Annotated in this window: 17 protein-coding genes; 7 read left to right on the top strand and 10 right to left on the bottom strand. The window is 57.2% G+C overall.

The annotated features are described in order from the left end of the window. The first annotated feature begins 22 nt into the window (after positions 1–22). Entirely contained in the window at positions 23–1,579 is a 1,557-nt protein-coding gene (locus tag OLX72_RS10575) for an AMP-binding protein (protein ID WP_433988610.1), read from the top strand. On the opposite strand, the gene OLX72_RS10570 is transcribed toward OLX72_RS10575, so the two are convergent. The 3 genes from OLX72_RS10570 to OLX72_RS10560 all read right to left on the bottom strand — a co-directional run bounded on the left by OLX72_RS10570 (position 1,576) and on the right by OLX72_RS10560 (position 3,206). Then, positions 1,576–2,442: a glycosyltransferase family 10 domain-containing protein gene (locus tag OLX72_RS10570; RefSeq protein WP_433988609.1), complete on the bottom strand. Its 867-nt coding sequence runs from the start codon at positions 2,440–2,442 to the stop codon at positions 1,576–1,578. The genes OLX72_RS10575 and OLX72_RS10570 overlap by 4 nt on opposite strands. A 122-nt stretch (positions 2,443–2,564) precedes the next feature. Continuing rightward, positions 2,565–2,789 carry a DUF1150 family protein gene (locus OLX72_RS10565; RefSeq protein WP_114871242.1) on the bottom strand — a complete coding sequence of 75 codons (225 nt, stop codon included), beginning with the start codon at positions 2,787–2,789 and terminating at the stop codon, positions 2,565–2,567. Between the two features lie 3 nt (positions 2,790–2,792). Beyond that, on the bottom strand, positions 2,793–3,206 hold the full coding sequence (locus OLX72_RS10560) for an Hsp20 family protein (protein ID WP_114871243.1): 414 nt from the start codon (positions 3,204–3,206) through the stop codon (positions 2,793–2,795). A gap of 159 nt (positions 3,207–3,365) precedes the next feature. Between OLX72_RS10560 and OLX72_RS10555 the strand changes: the two genes are divergently transcribed. The 3 genes from OLX72_RS10555 to OLX72_RS10545 all read left to right on the top strand — a co-directional run bounded on the left by OLX72_RS10555 (position 3,366) and on the right by OLX72_RS10545 (position 5,241). Further along, positions 3,366–3,590: a YdcH family protein gene (locus OLX72_RS10555; protein WP_114871244.1), complete on the top strand. Its 225-nt coding sequence runs from the start codon at positions 3,366–3,368 to the stop codon at positions 3,588–3,590. A gap of 93 nt (positions 3,591–3,683) precedes the next feature. Further along, the gene (gene purE, locus OLX72_RS10550) at positions 3,684–4,172 is read left to right on the top strand and encodes a 5-(carboxyamino)imidazole ribonucleotide mutase (RefSeq protein WP_433988608.1); all 489 of its coding nucleotides are present in this window, start codon (positions 3,684–3,686) and stop codon (positions 4,170–4,172) included. Beyond that, positions 4,165–5,241: a 5-(carboxyamino)imidazole ribonucleotide synthase gene (locus tag OLX72_RS10545; protein ID WP_114871246.1), complete on the top strand. Its 1,077-nt coding sequence runs from the start codon at positions 4,165–4,167 to the stop codon at positions 5,239–5,241. The genes purE and OLX72_RS10545 overlap by 8 nt, the downstream gene beginning before the upstream one ends. Positions 5,242–5,273: 32 nt before the next feature. On the opposite strand, the gene OLX72_RS10540 is transcribed toward OLX72_RS10545, so the two are convergent. Both OLX72_RS10540 and OLX72_RS10535 read right to left on the bottom strand, forming a co-directional pair. Continuing rightward, positions 5,274–6,467 carry an alpha-D-ribose 1-methylphosphonate 5-triphosphate diphosphatase gene (locus OLX72_RS10540; protein ID WP_254684632.1) on the bottom strand — a complete coding sequence of 398 codons (1,194 nt, stop codon included), beginning with the start codon at positions 6,465–6,467 and terminating at the stop codon, positions 5,274–5,276. Continuing rightward, positions 6,421–7,221 (bottom strand): esterase/lipase family protein, encoded by an 801-nt coding sequence (locus OLX72_RS10535; RefSeq protein WP_433990452.1) that lies wholly within the window; start codon positions 7,219–7,221, stop codon positions 6,421–6,423. The genes OLX72_RS10540 and OLX72_RS10535 overlap by 47 nt, the downstream gene beginning before the upstream one ends. A gap of 95 nt (positions 7,222–7,316) precedes the next feature. Here OLX72_RS10535 and OLX72_RS10530 point away from each other — a divergent pair, with 95 nt between their 5' ends. Beyond that, complete coding sequence (locus OLX72_RS10530; RefSeq protein ID WP_114872406.1) at positions 7,317–7,769, top strand: NUDIX domain-containing protein; 453 nt, start codon at positions 7,317–7,319, stop codon at positions 7,767–7,769. Here OLX72_RS10530 and OLX72_RS10525 read toward each other — a convergent pair. From OLX72_RS10525 to groES, 4 genes are all read right to left on the bottom strand, one after another. Next, a complete protein-coding gene (locus OLX72_RS10525) occupies positions 7,717–8,583 on the bottom strand; it encodes a DMT family transporter (RefSeq protein ID WP_433988607.1) in 867 nt (288 codons plus the stop codon). The genes OLX72_RS10530 and OLX72_RS10525 overlap by 53 nt on opposite strands. 4 nt (positions 8,584–8,587) lie before the next feature. After that, positions 8,588–9,451, bottom strand: coding sequence for an NAD(P)-dependent oxidoreductase (locus OLX72_RS10520; RefSeq protein ID WP_433988606.1), 864 nt, complete (start codon positions 9,449–9,451; stop codon positions 8,588–8,590). Between the two features lie 197 nt (positions 9,452–9,648). After that, positions 9,649–11,298, bottom strand: coding sequence for a chaperonin GroEL (gene groL, locus OLX72_RS10515; protein ID WP_114871250.1), 1,650 nt, complete (start codon positions 11,296–11,298; stop codon positions 9,649–9,651). Positions 11,299–11,347: 49 nt separating this feature from the next. Next, positions 11,348–11,635, bottom strand: coding sequence for a co-chaperone GroES (groES, locus tag OLX72_RS10510; RefSeq protein WP_433988605.1), 288 nt, complete (start codon positions 11,633–11,635; stop codon positions 11,348–11,350). A 224-nt stretch (positions 11,636–11,859) separates the two neighbouring features. Between groES and OLX72_RS10505 the strand changes: the two genes are divergently transcribed. Beyond that, complete coding sequence (locus OLX72_RS10505; protein WP_114871252.1) at positions 11,860–12,849, top strand: TraB/GumN family protein; 990 nt, start codon at positions 11,860–11,862, stop codon at positions 12,847–12,849. Here the strand turns inward: OLX72_RS10505 and OLX72_RS10500 are convergent. Then, the gene (locus tag OLX72_RS10500; RefSeq protein ID WP_114871253.1) at positions 12,846–13,526 is read right to left on the bottom strand and encodes a DUF2161 domain-containing phosphodiesterase; all 681 of its coding nucleotides are present in this window, start codon (positions 13,524–13,526) and stop codon (positions 12,846–12,848) included. The genes OLX72_RS10505 and OLX72_RS10500 overlap by 4 nt on opposite strands. A gap of 120 nt (positions 13,527–13,646) precedes the next feature. Here OLX72_RS10500 and OLX72_RS10495 point away from each other — a divergent pair, with 120 nt between their 5' ends. After that, positions 13,647–14,567 carry a manganese-dependent inorganic pyrophosphatase gene (locus OLX72_RS10495; RefSeq protein WP_114871254.1) on the top strand — a complete coding sequence of 307 codons (921 nt, stop codon included), beginning with the start codon at positions 13,647–13,649 and terminating at the stop codon, positions 14,565–14,567. Positions 14,568–14,629: the final 62 nt, after the last annotated feature.

The raw sequence follows: 14,629 nt of genomic DNA, 5'->3' as shown, positions 1-14,629 counted from the left end.
TTGGTAAAAAATGGGGGTTCACATGACAATCTACAAAAGCCCGATGGCAGATCTTCCGCTTGTTGACCGGACGATCACACAGCGCGTTTTCGAAGGGCTGGAAACGCGACCGGATGCAATTGTCATTATTGACGGCGTCAGCGGCGAACAGGTGCGCGCGGGTCAATTGATCTCTGATATCCAAAGCCTTGCCGGCGGGTTGACAGAGCGTGGTTTCGGCAAGGGCCACACCATCGCTATCATGGCCCCCAATATGCCGGCCTATGCTGTCGTGTTTCATGCCGTGGCTTGGGCGGGCGGAACAATCACAACCATAAACCCGACCTATACAGCACACGAAGCCCGGCATCAGCTGATTGATTCCAATTCCGAAATGCTGCTCACAATCCCGGCGTTTCTTGACATTGCAAAGGCGGCCGTTGACGGCACCGGCGTCAAGGAAATCGTGGTCATCGGAACGAGTGAAAGTGCAACACCTTTGGATGATTTGATGGGGCCGCCCCTGATCGAACAGGTGCCTGTGGACGTGAACGATCATGTGGTTGTTCTGCCCTATTCATCGGGCACCACCGGCTTGCCGAAGGGTGTCATGCTGACCCACCGGAACCTTGTCGTTAATCTGGATCAGGTGCTGGCGGTTGCGGATATGAAAGAAGGCGACACAACGCCCGCTTTCCTGCCGTTTTTTCACATTTACGGAATGATGGTGCTTCTGAATTCATACCTTGCGGCAGGGGCGTGCATCATCACCATGCCCCGCTTTGATCTGGAATTGTTCCTGCGACTGACGCAAGACCACAAGGCACGCGCGCTTTGGGTTGTTCCGCCAGTTGCAATTGCGCTGGCCAAACACCCGATGATCGACCAGTTTGATCTGTCGTCGGTCGAATATGTCGGATCAGCCGCAGCGCCCCTGGGCGCAGACCTAGCAAATGCCGTGGCCAACCGCCTGAACTGTATCGCCGTCCAGGCATATGGCATGACCGAATTAAGCCCCGGATCCCATGTCATGTCGCCACATAACCCCAAAGAGGGCGCATGCGGTCAGACCCTTCCCAATACGGAATGCAGGATCGTCGACCTTGAAAGCGGGCAGAACCTTGGCCCGAACCAGGAAGGTGAATTGTGGGTGCGCGGACCGCAGGTAATGAAAGGGTATCTTAACAATCCAGACGCAACCGCCCAGACCATCGACAAGGATGGCTGGCTGCGCACCGGTGACATTGCCTGTTTCGATGACGAAGGATTCCTGTTCATCCGCGATCGCCTGAAAGAATTGATAAAATACAAAGGCTTTCAGGTTGCCCCGGCCGAGCTTGAGGCAACTTTGATGGCACATGACGCAATCGCAGACGCTGCCGTGATCGGCATTCCCGATGACGAAGCGGGCGAGGTTCCGATGGCCTTTGTCGTGTTGACCTCCGGGCAGTCTCTGAACGAAGACGAGGTCAAGGCGCACGTGGCCGAGCATCTTTCGCATTACAAGCAGGTGCGCCACGTCTCATTCATCGACGCCATACCGAAATCCGCATCCGGCAAGATTTTGCGCCGCATATTGCGCGACGGTCTGGCAGCCTAAAGACTGTTCAGCAATGCCTGCGCGGCCCGTTTTTCAAGATCGCCATACGTATCCGCGACGTCTTTGACGGCACGCAACGCAGGCAGACGCTTTTGGTAATCTTCCGGCGAAGCATGTTGCAGCGCCTGCCTGATCTCTTCGGTGTCGCGGCACAGGATCATGCCGGACACATCCATGAACTTGTCCAGATTCGGGCAGCCCCAATAAATCGGTACCGTTTCACACAGAACCGCATCTATCAGCTTTTCAGTAAAGTAGTTTGGTTCCTGAATGTTTTCGATAATGACAGAATACCGATAGGGCAAAAGCCCGTCTGATTTTTGCGCAAAAGGCTGGTAACCGCGTCCCAGAATATCGACGTCAAACCCTTCGTCATTTACCATCTGAACAATGCTGTGACGCAGGCGATGGCCCTGCTGGCTGCGTTTGGCCGAGGCGATGAGAGACGTTAATTTTGTTTTCAGCGGCGACAGGTCCCGCCAGTCCGGCACCCACGTGGTGCCATAGGGTAAAAAAACGCCGTTCGGTATTTGCGCCAACAATGCGTCGTTGTAACTGAGCACACGAAAAAAACGCCGGTGGGAATAGCGTAACAACCAAAGATGTTTGGCATGGATCGCTTCGGGTTCGACAACCATCATCGACACTTGCGCACGCGTGCCAAAGGCAAGTCGGAAATGGGTGCTTGTCCTTGGGTAGACAATCAGATGGTCTGTGGACGCCAAGGCACTTGCCGGCTGGCCGCGCATCCTGTCCGGCTGGCCAATTGGCCAATGCAGATCGTCTGCCGGAAACTGATCCAGATGCCCCCCCGGGGATTGGCCATAAGGCAATATCGCAACTGCGGGGGTCTGGTCTTGCATGTGCCGCATCCTTTGCGCCGTGCTAGCGCAAAAGGCATCACGTTGGCAACGACCGGGCGCACCGCGCAATCACAAGATCATGTTCGCGTCATATGGCGAATGCGCGCCCGGATTTACCGTTCTTAGTGAACCGCTACCGGCGCAAGATCATGCTGACGCGCCAGCACAAAGGCCAGTTTGCGGTCTGCGACAAGGGCAAGTTGTTCCCCGTCTTCGCGGTGTACGGCATACAAATGTTCCAGATCGCCTGCTTCACGCCGCACAGCATCCGGAAGGTCAGCCACCTCGACGGTTTTCACATAGACGATCCGGCTATCGCTTTCCGGTAATTCAAATGGACTGTTCATGGCTTACCCTTTCTTGATCGCAATCGTCTGTACAATAGTTTCCGGTTTCGAGCGGGTCAGATCGACATGCAGCAAACCGTTTTCCATAATCGCCTCGCCGACGTCTACGCCATCAGCCAGCACAAACGAGCGTTGGAATTGTCGCGCTGCAATACCCCGATGCAAAAACACGCGACCGTCATTATCTTCGCTTTGGCGGCCCCGAATGACCAGTTGGCGGTCTTCCACGGTGATCGACAGATCATGTTCACCAAACCCGGCCACGGCCAGCGTTATGCGATAAGAGTAATCCGAAGTCTGTTCGATATTGAACGGCGGATAGCCTTCGTTTCCGGATTTTGCAGTACGTTCCAGCAAACGTTCCAGTTGCTCGAACCCCAGCAGATGGGGATACCCCCCAAGTGTCAGTTTCGTCATATAAGCGTCCTTTGCAAAAGCGACGGTGTGTTGCGGCCCCGTTTCGGCAACCGCTTTGATAGAAACATGGGGTCAAACATCGCGCCAGACAAGGTCTTTGCCAAATCACAATGAATGACTATCTTGGGTTGTCCGACAAATACCGGGAATCAGGCAGCGATGAACGCCCCAATCGATATCTCAATGAAAACCGACGATGTGTTGCGGGTGGAACTGGCTGTGTTCCGGCGCGAACATCGCGATCTTGATGATGCGATAGCAGCGCTTGTTGAAAAGGGAACGGCCGACCAGTTGACCCTGCAACGGCTGAAAAAACGCAAATTGCGCCTGAAAGATACAATCGCCCTGATCGAAGACCGCCTGACGCCCGATATCATTGCCTGAATAGCCGCTGCCTTGCAGGCGCAAACCCGATTGCACCCTTGCCTGCGTTGGCTATAGTGCCCGCTCTTACTTTGGGCGAAAGGCATAGCCGCGATGACATTTCCTCATGTTGGCCTGATCATGGGCAGCCAGTCGGATTGGGCCACGATGAAAGAAGCGGCAGACATTCTGGACGCGCTGGATATCCCTTATGAGGCGCGCATCGTGTCGGCCCACCGCACGCCGGACCGGTTGTGGGACTATGGCAAAACGGCCGTAGAACGCGGTTTGCAGGTGATTATCGCCGGCGCAGGCGGAGCCGCACATTTGCCCGGTATGATGGCATCGAAAACCCGCGTTCCGGTGATTGGCGTTCCGGTTCAGACCCGCGCACTTTCGGGTGTGGATTCATTGTATTCGATCCTGCAAATGCCACGCGGTTATCCGGTGGCGACCATGGCAATCGGCGCACCCGGTGCAGCCAATGCAGGATTGATGGCGGCTGGCATTCTGGCTCTTCTGGATGCAGAACTAGCCACGCGGCTTGATGCATGGCGCGCCGCACTTTCTGCTTCGATCCCGGATGTGCCCCAAGATGACTGAGACACTGAAGACAGGCGCGACCATCGGAATTCTGGGGGGCGGTCAACTGGGCCGTATGCTGTCCGTTGCTGCCGCGCGACTCGGCTTTAGAACCCACATATTCGAACCGGGCGCAAACCCGCCCGCCGGCGATGTTGCACATTGCGTCACCCAAGCGGCGTATGAAGACAGCGATGCGCTGATCAAATTTGCCAACGCAGTCGACGTGATCACCTACGAATTCGAAAACATCCCGACAGCGGCTTTGGATATTCTGGAATCCCACCGCCCGATCCGACCCGGGCGCGAGGCGCTGCGCGTCTCACAGGACAGGCTGACCGAAAAAACGTTCCTGCAAGGTTTGGGTCTGAAAACCGCCCCCTTTGCCGACATAACCGATGCAGAAACCTTGTCCGCTGCACTCGCGACAATTGGCGCGCCCGCCATCCTGAAGACCCGCCGCTTTGGATATGACGGCAAAGGGCAGGCGCGGATCAAATCGCCCGATGATGTTGCGCAAGCCATGGATGATATGGCCGGTGCGCCGTCCATTCTGGAAGGGTTCGTTGATTTTTCTTACGAAGTCTCGGTTATTGCCGCCCGTGGGGTACATGGTGATGTGGCCTGTTTTGATCCGGGCGAAAACGTGCACCGCGATGGTATCCTGCACACAACAACCGTGCCCGCAAGGCTGAGCGCTTCGCAACGCACAGATGCCATTCTTCTGGCCGCGAACATATTGAATGCACTCGATTATGTGGGCGTACTTGGCGTTGAATTGTTCGTCACGTCTCAGGGCCTGATCGTCAATGAAATCGCGCCGCGCGTACACAATTCGGGCCACTGGACACAAAACGGCTGCACCACGGATCAGTTTGAACAGCACATTCGCGCGATTGCCGGCTGGCCCTTGGGCGACGGGCAAAGGTTTGCAGATATCGTGATGGAAAATCTGATTGGCCACGATATGGATCGTGTGCCGTTGCTGGCCAAAGAACCGGACACCGCCCTGCATCTCTACGGAAAGGCCGAAACCAAACCGGGTCGCAAAATGGGCCACGTCAATCGGGTTGTCCGTACCAAAACCTGAATGGCCTCGGCAATGCCGGTCTGACTGTCGCGTTATGCAGCCATGAACCGCGTCGCAACATCACCGGACAGATAGCTGAACCGCCCCGCAGCCATGGTTGCCACAACCCGGTGTGAACCTTGTTCCAGCACCACCAGATCCGCGCGCTGCCCCGAAACCAGCGTGCCGCGATCGGTCAATCCCAGAACACGCGCTGGCCCCGCAGACACCAGATGCCATGCACCCGCCAGATCGGTAAGGCCGCTGGCCGCCAGCATCAGCGCCGCGCGGCGGGGCGAGGGATAATGGTAATCCGATGCCAGCGCATCGCACAATCCCATTGCAATAAGATCCACGGCGCTGGCGTTGCCGTTATGCGAACCACCCCGCACCACATTCGGCGCCCCCAGAATAACAGCGTCACCAGCGGCCTTTGCGGTTTCCGCAGCCTCGACCGTTTCGGGAAATTCCGCGATATGCACGCCCCTGTCGTGCCATTGCCTGCGACCCTGTTGTTTTGCATCGTCATGGCTTCCCATCCGGATGCCGCGCGCCCGCAAATCAGCGCATAACTGGTCCAGCGCCGCGCCGACTTCGTGCGTGCGCGCGAACAGGCCCTCGATCAACGCAAGGTGCGCCTCGGGGCTGCGTCCCGCCTTGAGCGCCTGCCCTGTCAGACGTGGGGGGCGTTTACCCGCTGCCAACCTGTCATGGGGCAGATGATCGTTGAAGACAACGTAAGGCACCTGCCAGCGCGCAATGTCTTCGGGCAGACTGGCGTATTCATCCAACAGATGAGTCTCAAACCGCAACTGCGGTATCAGGTCCGTAACATGGCTGGCTCTGGTGTCGCGGATGGCACACAAGACCTGATCGGCAAATGCCGCACCACGCAATCCGCCTTCCCAACTCAGAAACTGGGCCATGACACCTGTGGTGATGCCATTTGCGGCCAACTCGGCCTCGGCCGCGATCAGCCCTTCCGCCGTTTGTTTCATCGCCCCACGGCGCGGGGCAAGGTGCCGCTCGAACCCGTCGCCGTGAATGTCCACAATGCCCGGCAGCACCAGATAACCACGCAAATCAATCTTGCGCCGTTGCGCATCCGCGCAGATCAAACCGCTTTCAAGATGCAGTTCGGCGTTGTCGCAAACGCCATCGGGGCGCAGCACACTGGCACCCTGAATGGAAAAACAAACATCAGTTCCCATCGTCTGGCGGACCGGATGGATTACCCGTTGTTTCATCCGGGGGCGTTTCGGAACCGCGCGCACCATCCAGACATATTCCGGCCTCGCACCCGATGCCGATCGCCGTTTCCCGGGCAACATCGGTCCAGGACACATCCGGATCAAAGCGCCCGTTTTCCAGAAAAAAGATCACTTCGGCAATCACGGTCGGATTGTTCATCATGAACGTGTGCGTCACAGGCAAAACGATATGATCCGCCATACCGGCAACCTTGGTCGATGCAACACTGACCTTGCCGTCATCCGGGCCTTCGATCACGCTGGAAAAAAACGGGTTCAGCGATTGATCACCTGCGATGACCCCCAGTTCGAAATCGACAGGCGGCAATTTGCGCGGCAGGCTGTCGGGTCCGGTGCCCAATTGTTTGCCGGCCGGGCCATTGAACCAGCCAAAGGATTTGTAATCATCGAACATATCAACCAGTTCGCTGCCCTGATTGGGTGGCCCCAACATGACGACGCGCCCCAGTTTGGCGGGTTTGTCGTACAGAAAAAACTGGCGCACCAGAATGCCACCCATTGAATGGGTCACGAAATGCACCGTGTCATCATCGCATTGTGCAATCGCTTTTGGCAGGGTTTCGGCCACCAAAGTCTGAACCAATGCTTCGGTTGACGGGTATTGGGCATTCACGACGGAATAGCCGTTTGCCTCAAGCACGGTTTCCATCAACACGAAAGACGTATCCGTACGCGCCAGCCCGTGCAGCAAAACGACGCAATCCGCCGCCGCAACACCGGGCCATAACATCAAAAAGGCAAACACCATCCGCATGGGGTTGAGATAGTCGCAAACGCAGCGCTACAAAAGGCCTCTTGTGCACGCTTATCGATGAAAGGCCCGTGATGCGCCCCACAACCGTCCGATTGGCCACCCGCGCCATCATAGTACACGAAAACCGCCTGCTGGTTGTGAACGCATGGCCCGACGGCAAAAGCCCCCTGATGTGCGCGCCCGGTGGCGGTGCCGACGCGGGCCAGTCCTTGCCCGATAATCTGGCGCGCGAAGTGCACGAGGAAACCGGATTGCGCGTGCGTGTCGGCGCACCCTGCATGATCAACGAATTTCATGATCCTGACAGCGGCTTTCATCAGGTCGAGGTGTTTTTCCGCTGTACCGTTGAAACCGCAGACTTATCCGATGACTGGTGCGACCCCGAAGGCATCGTCACGGACCGGCGGTGGGTCACTGCCATCGAACTGGCGGCCCTGCCCCACAAACCCGACAGCCTTGGCCTGCTGGCGTTCAGTCCTGCGCAGGCGCCGCTTTACGATCCGCTTGAACAGGTGACGTGGTAACGGCAATTGCAATCCCCCCCAGCACGACGATCGATGCCAAAACAAGGCGCAGGGTCAGCGCCTCGCCCAGAAACAAAACGCCGCCGATAATGGCGATCACCGGCACGCTAAGCTGCACGACAGCGGCAACCCCGGTGTCCAGCCTGGGCAGAATACTGTACCACAGCGCATATCCCAAACCGGATGTAACGGCCCCCGAAACGATGGCCAGACCGGCGCCGATCAACGTGACTGATGTGCCGCCCCCGACCAGAAGCAATGTCAGCAACGGAACCGCGATCAGGAAATTGGCAGCTGTCGCACCCAGCGCATCGGTCGCGCTGCGCCCTGCTATCGTGTAAACGGCCCAGCCCAGCCCCGCTGCAATCATCATCATCGCGCCACTCAGATAGGGTGGTCCACCGGGCCCGGGCCAAAGCACATAGACCAACCCGCCAAACGCCAGTGCCGCGCCAACCAGTTGTTGGCGGCGTAATCCCCCTGGTTGGCGCGCAGCATGCCCCAGCATGGTGATCTGGACCGTGCCAAACAGGATCAGTGCGCCCAGCCCGGCGTCCAGTGTCAGATACGCCAGGGAAAAACCCACCATATAAACCGACAGCGAAAAGGCCCCGATCAATCGCGGGCGCCATTGCATCTGTACGGGGCCACCGCGCACCGTCAGGATCATACCCAACATGACCGCACCCGAAACAACGCGGATCAACGCAAAACTGCCCGGATCAATGTGCATTCCGTCTACTGCCATGCGGTTCAGCACGGAATTCGCAGCAAAGGCCATCATGGTCAGGGTGGTCAGCAAGATCAGGCGCACGGGCTCAGGCCTTTTCGTAGGCAGTTGAAATCAACGCAGCAATATCGTCGGGTCCCTGCCCGCCTGCCTGTGCGGCGCGCCAGCATTCCTGCGCGATCTGCAATGTTGGTACATCAAGGCCCAGATCATGCGCGGCGCTTACGAACACGTACGCATCCTTGCTGGCGCCATCAATATCAAAGCCGACAGATTTATCCTGCCCCAGAATTCTGGGCACGCGTCCAGCCAGCATGGGCGCGCCGGCAGGCCCGCCCGCCAGCACCGGCATGACCTGATCCAGCGCCAAACCAGATCGTTTTGCGATCTGCATCACATCCACCAAGACCGCCCACAGCCCTTGCAACACGCTGTTGTTCACGATTTTCATGGCCAGCCCGCTGCCCAACGGCCCCACGTGATGCACCTGCCCTGCAATCATCGAAAGGACAGGCGCGGCGCGAGCGAAATCCTGTGCGGTTCCACCGGCAAAGACGCCGCACTGTCCCGCCAGAACCAGTTCAGGTCCGCCCGATATGGGTGCGTCCATCAAAGACCCGGCAGCCGAAACGGTTCTGTCCAGATACTCCTGAAGAACCTTTGGTGCGACCGTTGATGTATCAATGATCAACTTGCCTGAAATCTCTGATTCCAGCAGGGAATGCATCACGTCGCGCACGGCGCTTTCATCGAACAAGCTAAGCAAAATGACATCTGACCGAGTGACCAGATCAGCCAGCGTCATGCAAGGCGTCACACCCCAGCGCGCTGCCTCGGCAGTGCTGATGCCTGAACGTGTCCACGCGGCAACGTCCGCACCTTGCCCCGCCAGACGCTGCGCTATTGCGCGACCCATCCGGCCAAGACCCACAACGCCAAGCCTGTCACCCATCTATGTGCCCCCTGTTTCGGTTTGTTGGTTTACCATACGCGAACCGGCACAGGGCGCAATTTGCCTTTGGCTTGGGTGGCATGTTTCGCCACCGTAAATCTTGCGCGCCGCAGCAGCGCGATAGAAGCGGTGCCAAACGGAAAAAGGCCCGCCAATCCGGCGGGCCTTTCCCTTACTTCACAGTGCCAAAGGCTGGCTTACATCATGCCGCCCATGCCGCCCATGCCGCCCATATCGGGCATGCCGCCGCCACCTGCATTGTCTTTGGCAGGCTTGTCAGCAACCATTGCTTCGGTTGTGATCAACAGACCAGCGATCGAAGCGGCGTCTTGCAGTGCTGTGCGCACGACCTTGGCCGGGTCAATCACGCCGAACTTGAACATGTCGCCATATTCTTCGGTCTGCGCGTTAAAGCCGAACGACGGGTCATTGCTTTCGCGGATCTTGCCAGCAACAACCGAACCGTCCACGCCCGAGTTTTCGGCGATCTGACGCAGCGGTGCTTCAAGTGCCTTGCGAACGATGTTGATACCGATGTTCTGGTCGGCATTTGCGCCTTCCAGTCCGTCCAGTTTCTTCGCCGCCTGGATCAGTGCAACGCCACCACCGACAACGATACCTTCCTGCACGGCCGCGCGGGTCGCGTTCAGGGCATCGTCAACGCGGTCCTTGCGCTCTTTCACTTCGACTTCGGTCATGCCGCCAACACGGATCACGGCAACACCGCCTGCCAGTTTGGCAACGCGCTCTTGCAGTTTTTCACGGTCGTAATCGGAAGTGGTTTCTTCGATCTGGCCGCGGATCTGGGCAACACGTGCCTCGATCTCGGCTTTGGCGCCATTGCCGTCAACGATGGTGGTTTCATCCTTGGTGATCTGCACTTTCTTCGCAGAACCCAGCATGTCCATTGTGACGGATTCAAGCTTCATGCCCAGATCTTCGGAAATCACCTGACCACCTGTCAAAATCGCAAGGTCCTGCAACATCGCTTTGCGGCGATCGCCGAAACCGGGTGCTTTGACAGCTGCGATTTTCAAACCGCCGCGCAGTTTGTTCACAACCAGAGTTGCCAGCGCTTCGCCTTCGACATCTTCCGAAATGATCAACAGTGGCTTCTGCGACTGGATGACCTGCTCCAGCAGGGGAACCATTGGCTGCAGCGACGACAGTTTCTTTTCGTGCAGCAGGATGATCGCGTCTTCCAGTTCGACAGTCATTTTGTCCGCATTGGTGACAAAATAGGGGCTGAGATAGCCACGGTCGAATTGCATGCCTTCGACAACATCGGTTTCTGTTTCCAGACCTTTGTTCTCTTCAACGGTGATCACGCCTTCGTTGCCGACTTTTTGCATCGCATCTGCGATTTGCTGGCCGATTTCCGCTTCGCCGTTGGCGGAAATTGTTCCGACTTGCGCAACTTCCGCACTGTCGGACACGTCGCGCGCCGCTGCTTTGATCGCTTCGACAACACGGGCTGTTGCCAGATCGATGCCGCGCTTCAGATCCATCGGGTTCATGCCGGCGGCAACCGATTTCATGCCTTCTTTGACGATGGCCTGAGCCAGAACAGTCGCGGTTGTGGTACCGTCGCCTGCTTCGTCATTGGTGCGGCTGGCCACTTCTTTGACCATTTGCGCGCCCATGTTTTCGAACTTGTCTTCCAGTTCGATTTCCTTGGCAACCGATACACCGTCTTTGGTGATGCGCGGTGCGCCAAAGGATTTGTCCAAAACCACGTTACGGCCTTTGGGGCCCAGCGTTACCTTTACGGCATCCGCCAGAATATTTACGCCGCGCAGAATCTTGTTGCGGGCATCTGTGTCGAATTTGACGTCCTTAGCAGCCATTTGAATGCTCCTGAATGTCTAGTGTTTCATTGAATAGAAGGTGCGCGACTTAGGAGATGATCCCCATGATGTCGCTTTCTTTCATCATAAGCAGCTCTTCGCCGTCGAGTGTGACCTCGGTGCCCGACCATTTGCCGAACAGGATTTTGTCACCGGTTTTTACAGCCATTTCGATCAGTTCGCCGCTGTCTTTGCGCGCGCCTTCGCCTGTGGCGACAACTTCGCCTTCGCTGGGCTTTTCTTTTGCGCTATCGGGGATGATCAATCCGCCCTTGGTTTTCTCTTCGCTTTCTGTGCGGCGAACCAGCACACGGTCATGAAGCGGTTTCAATGCCATCTTTGCAGCTCCTTAAGGCTCAAAGTTTCTCCCATTGACCCTTCGCAGTCCGAAGGGCCGTTATCACTCACCCCATGCGAGTGATAACGAGGTGTAGCTAAGGATGCCGGAGGCCCGAGTCAAGCTGCGAGCGACAAAAATTTGAACAAGTTCAACATTGCTTTCTGTTGAACTTTGTTATCTTCGCACGTAGCCTTGAGTTCGTTGAATTTCAAGGAATTGCCATGATCTTTCGTTTTGCCGTGACACTGCTGTTTCTGGCTGTGCCTTTGATCGCTGCCGCACAATGTGGCGGAGGCGACTTGCGCTTGCAGATGCCCCAAGGCGAAGCCGATGATCTGGCCCGCAACGTCCAGAACATCCCGTTTGCCACCGGCAATCACTGGCGCGCGGTCAAAGACGCGCGGACAGTCCATGTGATCGGCACCATCCATGTCTATGATCCTCGGCTGGAACCGGTGATGGACGGATTGCGGCCCCTGATCGAAAGCGCAGACCTGATCCTGCTTGAAGCGACGCCGGAAGAAGAAAAGAAACTGCAAGCGGCGATCACCACAAATCCTGCGCTGGTTTTTCTGACCGACGGCCCCACCCTGCCCGAACTGATGCCGGAAGAAGATTGGCAACGCTTGTCCGCAGCGGCAGCATCCCGTCGCATCCCGCCGTTCATGGCCTCGAAATTCCAGCCATGGTATCTGTCTTTGCTGATGGGCATTCCCGGTTGCGCCATGCAAGAGGCTGTCGCAGGGGCGCGCGGTCTTGATCATATGATCGGTGATATCGCAACCGCAGCCAACGTGCCGATGCGCGCGCTGGAACCGTTCGATATGCTGTTCGGCTTGTTCAATGGCGACACGCTGGAAGAACAGATCAGGATGCTGACCCTGAGCGTGATGCCGGATCAAGTGTCCGAAGATGCTCTTTTCACTCTCAAGGAAACCTATTTCGAACAAAGCCCCGCAGAAGCATGGGAGTTTTCGCGTTATCTGGCCCACACCCTACTTGACCTGCCAACAGCCGAGGTTGACGCGCTGTTCGGCGAACTGGAAGACCTGTTGCTGATCCAGCGTAATGCCGCATGGATGCCAATAATTGAGGGGGCATCAGGCGATTTGATTGTTGTTGCCGTTGGCGGCGCGCACCTCATGGGCGAAAATGGCGTTCTGCAATTGCTGGAAAACGCAGGTTACGCCCTGACGCGTCAGACGTTTTAATCAACGCCATCATCGCCCCAGCTATAGGCCCAGTGTTTTAACCCGTCCGCGCCTTGATCGGTAAGCCGGTAAACACCCGTGCGCACCCGTTCGAACCAGCCGTAATGGTTGTCGGCCATGATCCGTGTTGCCACAGACACCTGCACGGCACGGGCCACATCCGATCCCTTGCTGGGTCCATGCTCTGCCAGATGGGCCGCACAGCGCAGCGCTTCTTGTCTGTATCCGGTGACGATACCGAACCGCGTGGCCCCGCCTGCGTTGGGGTCCCCGTCCAGCCGGTCAAACTCTTTCAACAGGCGGTTCGTGCGTTTCCTTGACTTGCGCGGTGCGTAAGGCCCTGGGTCGCATAACACTTCGGCCCGCTTGCCATCGCGCACGACAATCAGGCCAAGCCCCAATCGGCGGCAAAGCGCCAGATTGTCCTTGGTGGCACGCTTGGCGGTTTTGCCACTGGGTTTGGGCACCCCCAGATACACCTGATCCGTGATGGCCAGGCGGGCAATGGCCTGATGAAACAGGCTCAGACTGAACCGCAATTTCAATTCGACGATGACAGGCGGGTCATCGCCGCGCCGCGCCACCAGATCCGCCGCCCCGACTTCGCCCTTGACGGTATAACCCTGCCGTTCTAGCAGAGCCTTAATCGGCGGATAGAGATCACTTTCGCGGTTCATACACGGCAGACTAGGCGATGTTGCGGGCAGCGTCCATTTGTCCCCATCCACACCGTGACAACCTGATTTCGCCCCCGTATAAGGCGGCCAAATCCGACCCTTATTTCAGGAACACACGTTATGACCATCCAAGTATTCGGACACAAATCCCCAGACACAGACAGCACCGGCAGCCCGATTATCTGGGCCTGGTATCTGAACGAAATCAAGGGCGAAAAGGCCGAAGCTGTCCTGTTGGGCGAACCCAATACAGAGGCCGCGTTCATGCTGAAACGCTGGGATCTTCCAAAACCGGCGATCATGTCGGATCTGAAAGCCGACACACCGGTGGTGATCGTAGACACCAACAACCCCGCCGAATTGCCCGACAACATCAACGATGCCGACATTCTGGCAATCATCGACCATCACAAACTGGTCGGCGGGCTGGAAACCAAAGGCCCGATTGATATCACCATCCGTCCGCTGGCCTGCACCGCCACGCTGATGCACGATCTGATGGGGGATGACGCCGCCAAGATGCCCGACTGGGCCAAAGGCGCCATGCTGACCTGTATCCTGTCAGACACTCTTGAATTCCGCAGCCCGACAACAACGCCGACTGACAAGGCGCTGGCTGAGTCGCTTGCCGCTGATCTTGGCCTGTCGATCCCCGAATACGCGGCCGAAATGTTCGCGGCGAAATCGGACGTTTCTTCCTTTTCCGAAGCGGAATTGCTGCGCATGGATTCCAAGGAATACGAAGTTGGCGGAAAACAGTTCCGCGTATCGGTTCTGGAAACCACTTCGCCCCAAATGGTTCTTGACCGCAAGAATGCGCTGATGGCCGCGATGACAGGTGTCGCACAGGAAGACGGCGCCGATCAGGTGTTGCTGTTTGTTGTCGATATCCTGAACGAAGAAGCAACGCTTTTGGTACCCAATGATCTGGTGCGCAATGTCGCCAAGAAAAGCTTTAACGCGGATGCAACCGGCGACAGCGTAGTTCTTCCGGGGATCATGAGCCGCAAGAAACAGATTATCCCGAACCTGAAGGTTTAACCTTTCAATGCAGACAAACGGGGCGTGCATGATTTGATCGGCGCGCCCTTTTTGCTGCGGCA

The sequence above is a fragment of the Sulfitobacter sp. TBRI5 genome, assembly GCF_051013555.1.
Lineage (GTDB): Bacteria > Pseudomonadota > Alphaproteobacteria > Rhodobacterales > Rhodobacteraceae > JL08.
This window is presented reverse-complemented; position numbering and strand designations above follow the sequence as displayed.

Bases quoted from the DNA above. Each gene is read 5' to 3' on its own strand.
- OLX72_RS10575 (WP_433988610.1), top strand. From the start codon at position 23: ATGACAATCTACAAAAGCCCGATGGCAGATCTTCCGCTTGTTGACCGG.
- OLX72_RS10570 (WP_433988609.1), bottom strand. From the start codon at position 2,442: ATGCAAGACCAGACCCCCGCAGTTGCGATATTGCCTTATGGCCAATCC.
- OLX72_RS10565 (WP_114871242.1), bottom strand. From the start codon at position 2,789: ATGAACAGTCCATTTGAATTACCGGAAAGCGATAGCCGGATCGTCTAT.
- OLX72_RS10560 (WP_114871243.1), bottom strand. From the start codon at position 3,206: ATGACGAAACTGACACTTGGGGGGTATCCCCATCTGCTGGGGTTCGAG.
- OLX72_RS10555 (WP_114871244.1), top strand. From the start codon at position 3,366: ATGAACGCCCCAATCGATATCTCAATGAAAACCGACGATGTGTTGCGG.
- purE (WP_433988608.1), top strand. From the start codon at position 3,684: ATGACATTTCCTCATGTTGGCCTGATCATGGGCAGCCAGTCGGATTGG.
- OLX72_RS10545 (WP_114871246.1), top strand. From the start codon at position 4,165: ATGACTGAGACACTGAAGACAGGCGCGACCATCGGAATTCTGGGGGGC.
- OLX72_RS10540 (WP_254684632.1), bottom strand. From the start codon at position 6,467: ATGAAACAACGGGTAATCCATCCGGTCCGCCAGACGATGGGAACTGAT.
- OLX72_RS10535 (WP_433990452.1), bottom strand. From the start codon at position 7,221: ATGTTATGGCCCGGTGTTGCGGCGGCGGATTGCGTCGTTTTGCTGCAC.
- OLX72_RS10530 (WP_114872406.1), top strand. From the start codon at position 7,317: ATGCGCCCCACAACCGTCCGATTGGCCACCCGCGCCATCATAGTACAC.
- OLX72_RS10520 (WP_433988606.1), bottom strand. From the start codon at position 9,451: ATGGGTGACAGGCTTGGCGTTGTGGGTCTTGGCCGGATGGGTCGCGCA.
- groL (WP_114871250.1), bottom strand. From the start codon at position 11,298: ATGGCTGCTAAGGACGTCAAATTCGACACAGATGCCCGCAACAAGATT.
- groES (WP_433988605.1), bottom strand. From the start codon at position 11,635: ATGGCATTGAAACCGCTTCATGACCGTGTGCTGGTTCGCCGCACAGAA.
- OLX72_RS10505 (WP_114871252.1), top strand. From the start codon at position 11,860: ATGATCTTTCGTTTTGCCGTGACACTGCTGTTTCTGGCTGTGCCTTTG.
- OLX72_RS10500 (WP_114871253.1), bottom strand. From the start codon at position 13,526: ATGAACCGCGAAAGTGATCTCTATCCGCCGATTAAGGCTCTGCTAGAA.
- OLX72_RS10495 (WP_114871254.1), top strand. From the start codon at position 13,647: ATGACCATCCAAGTATTCGGACACAAATCCCCAGACACAGACAGCACC.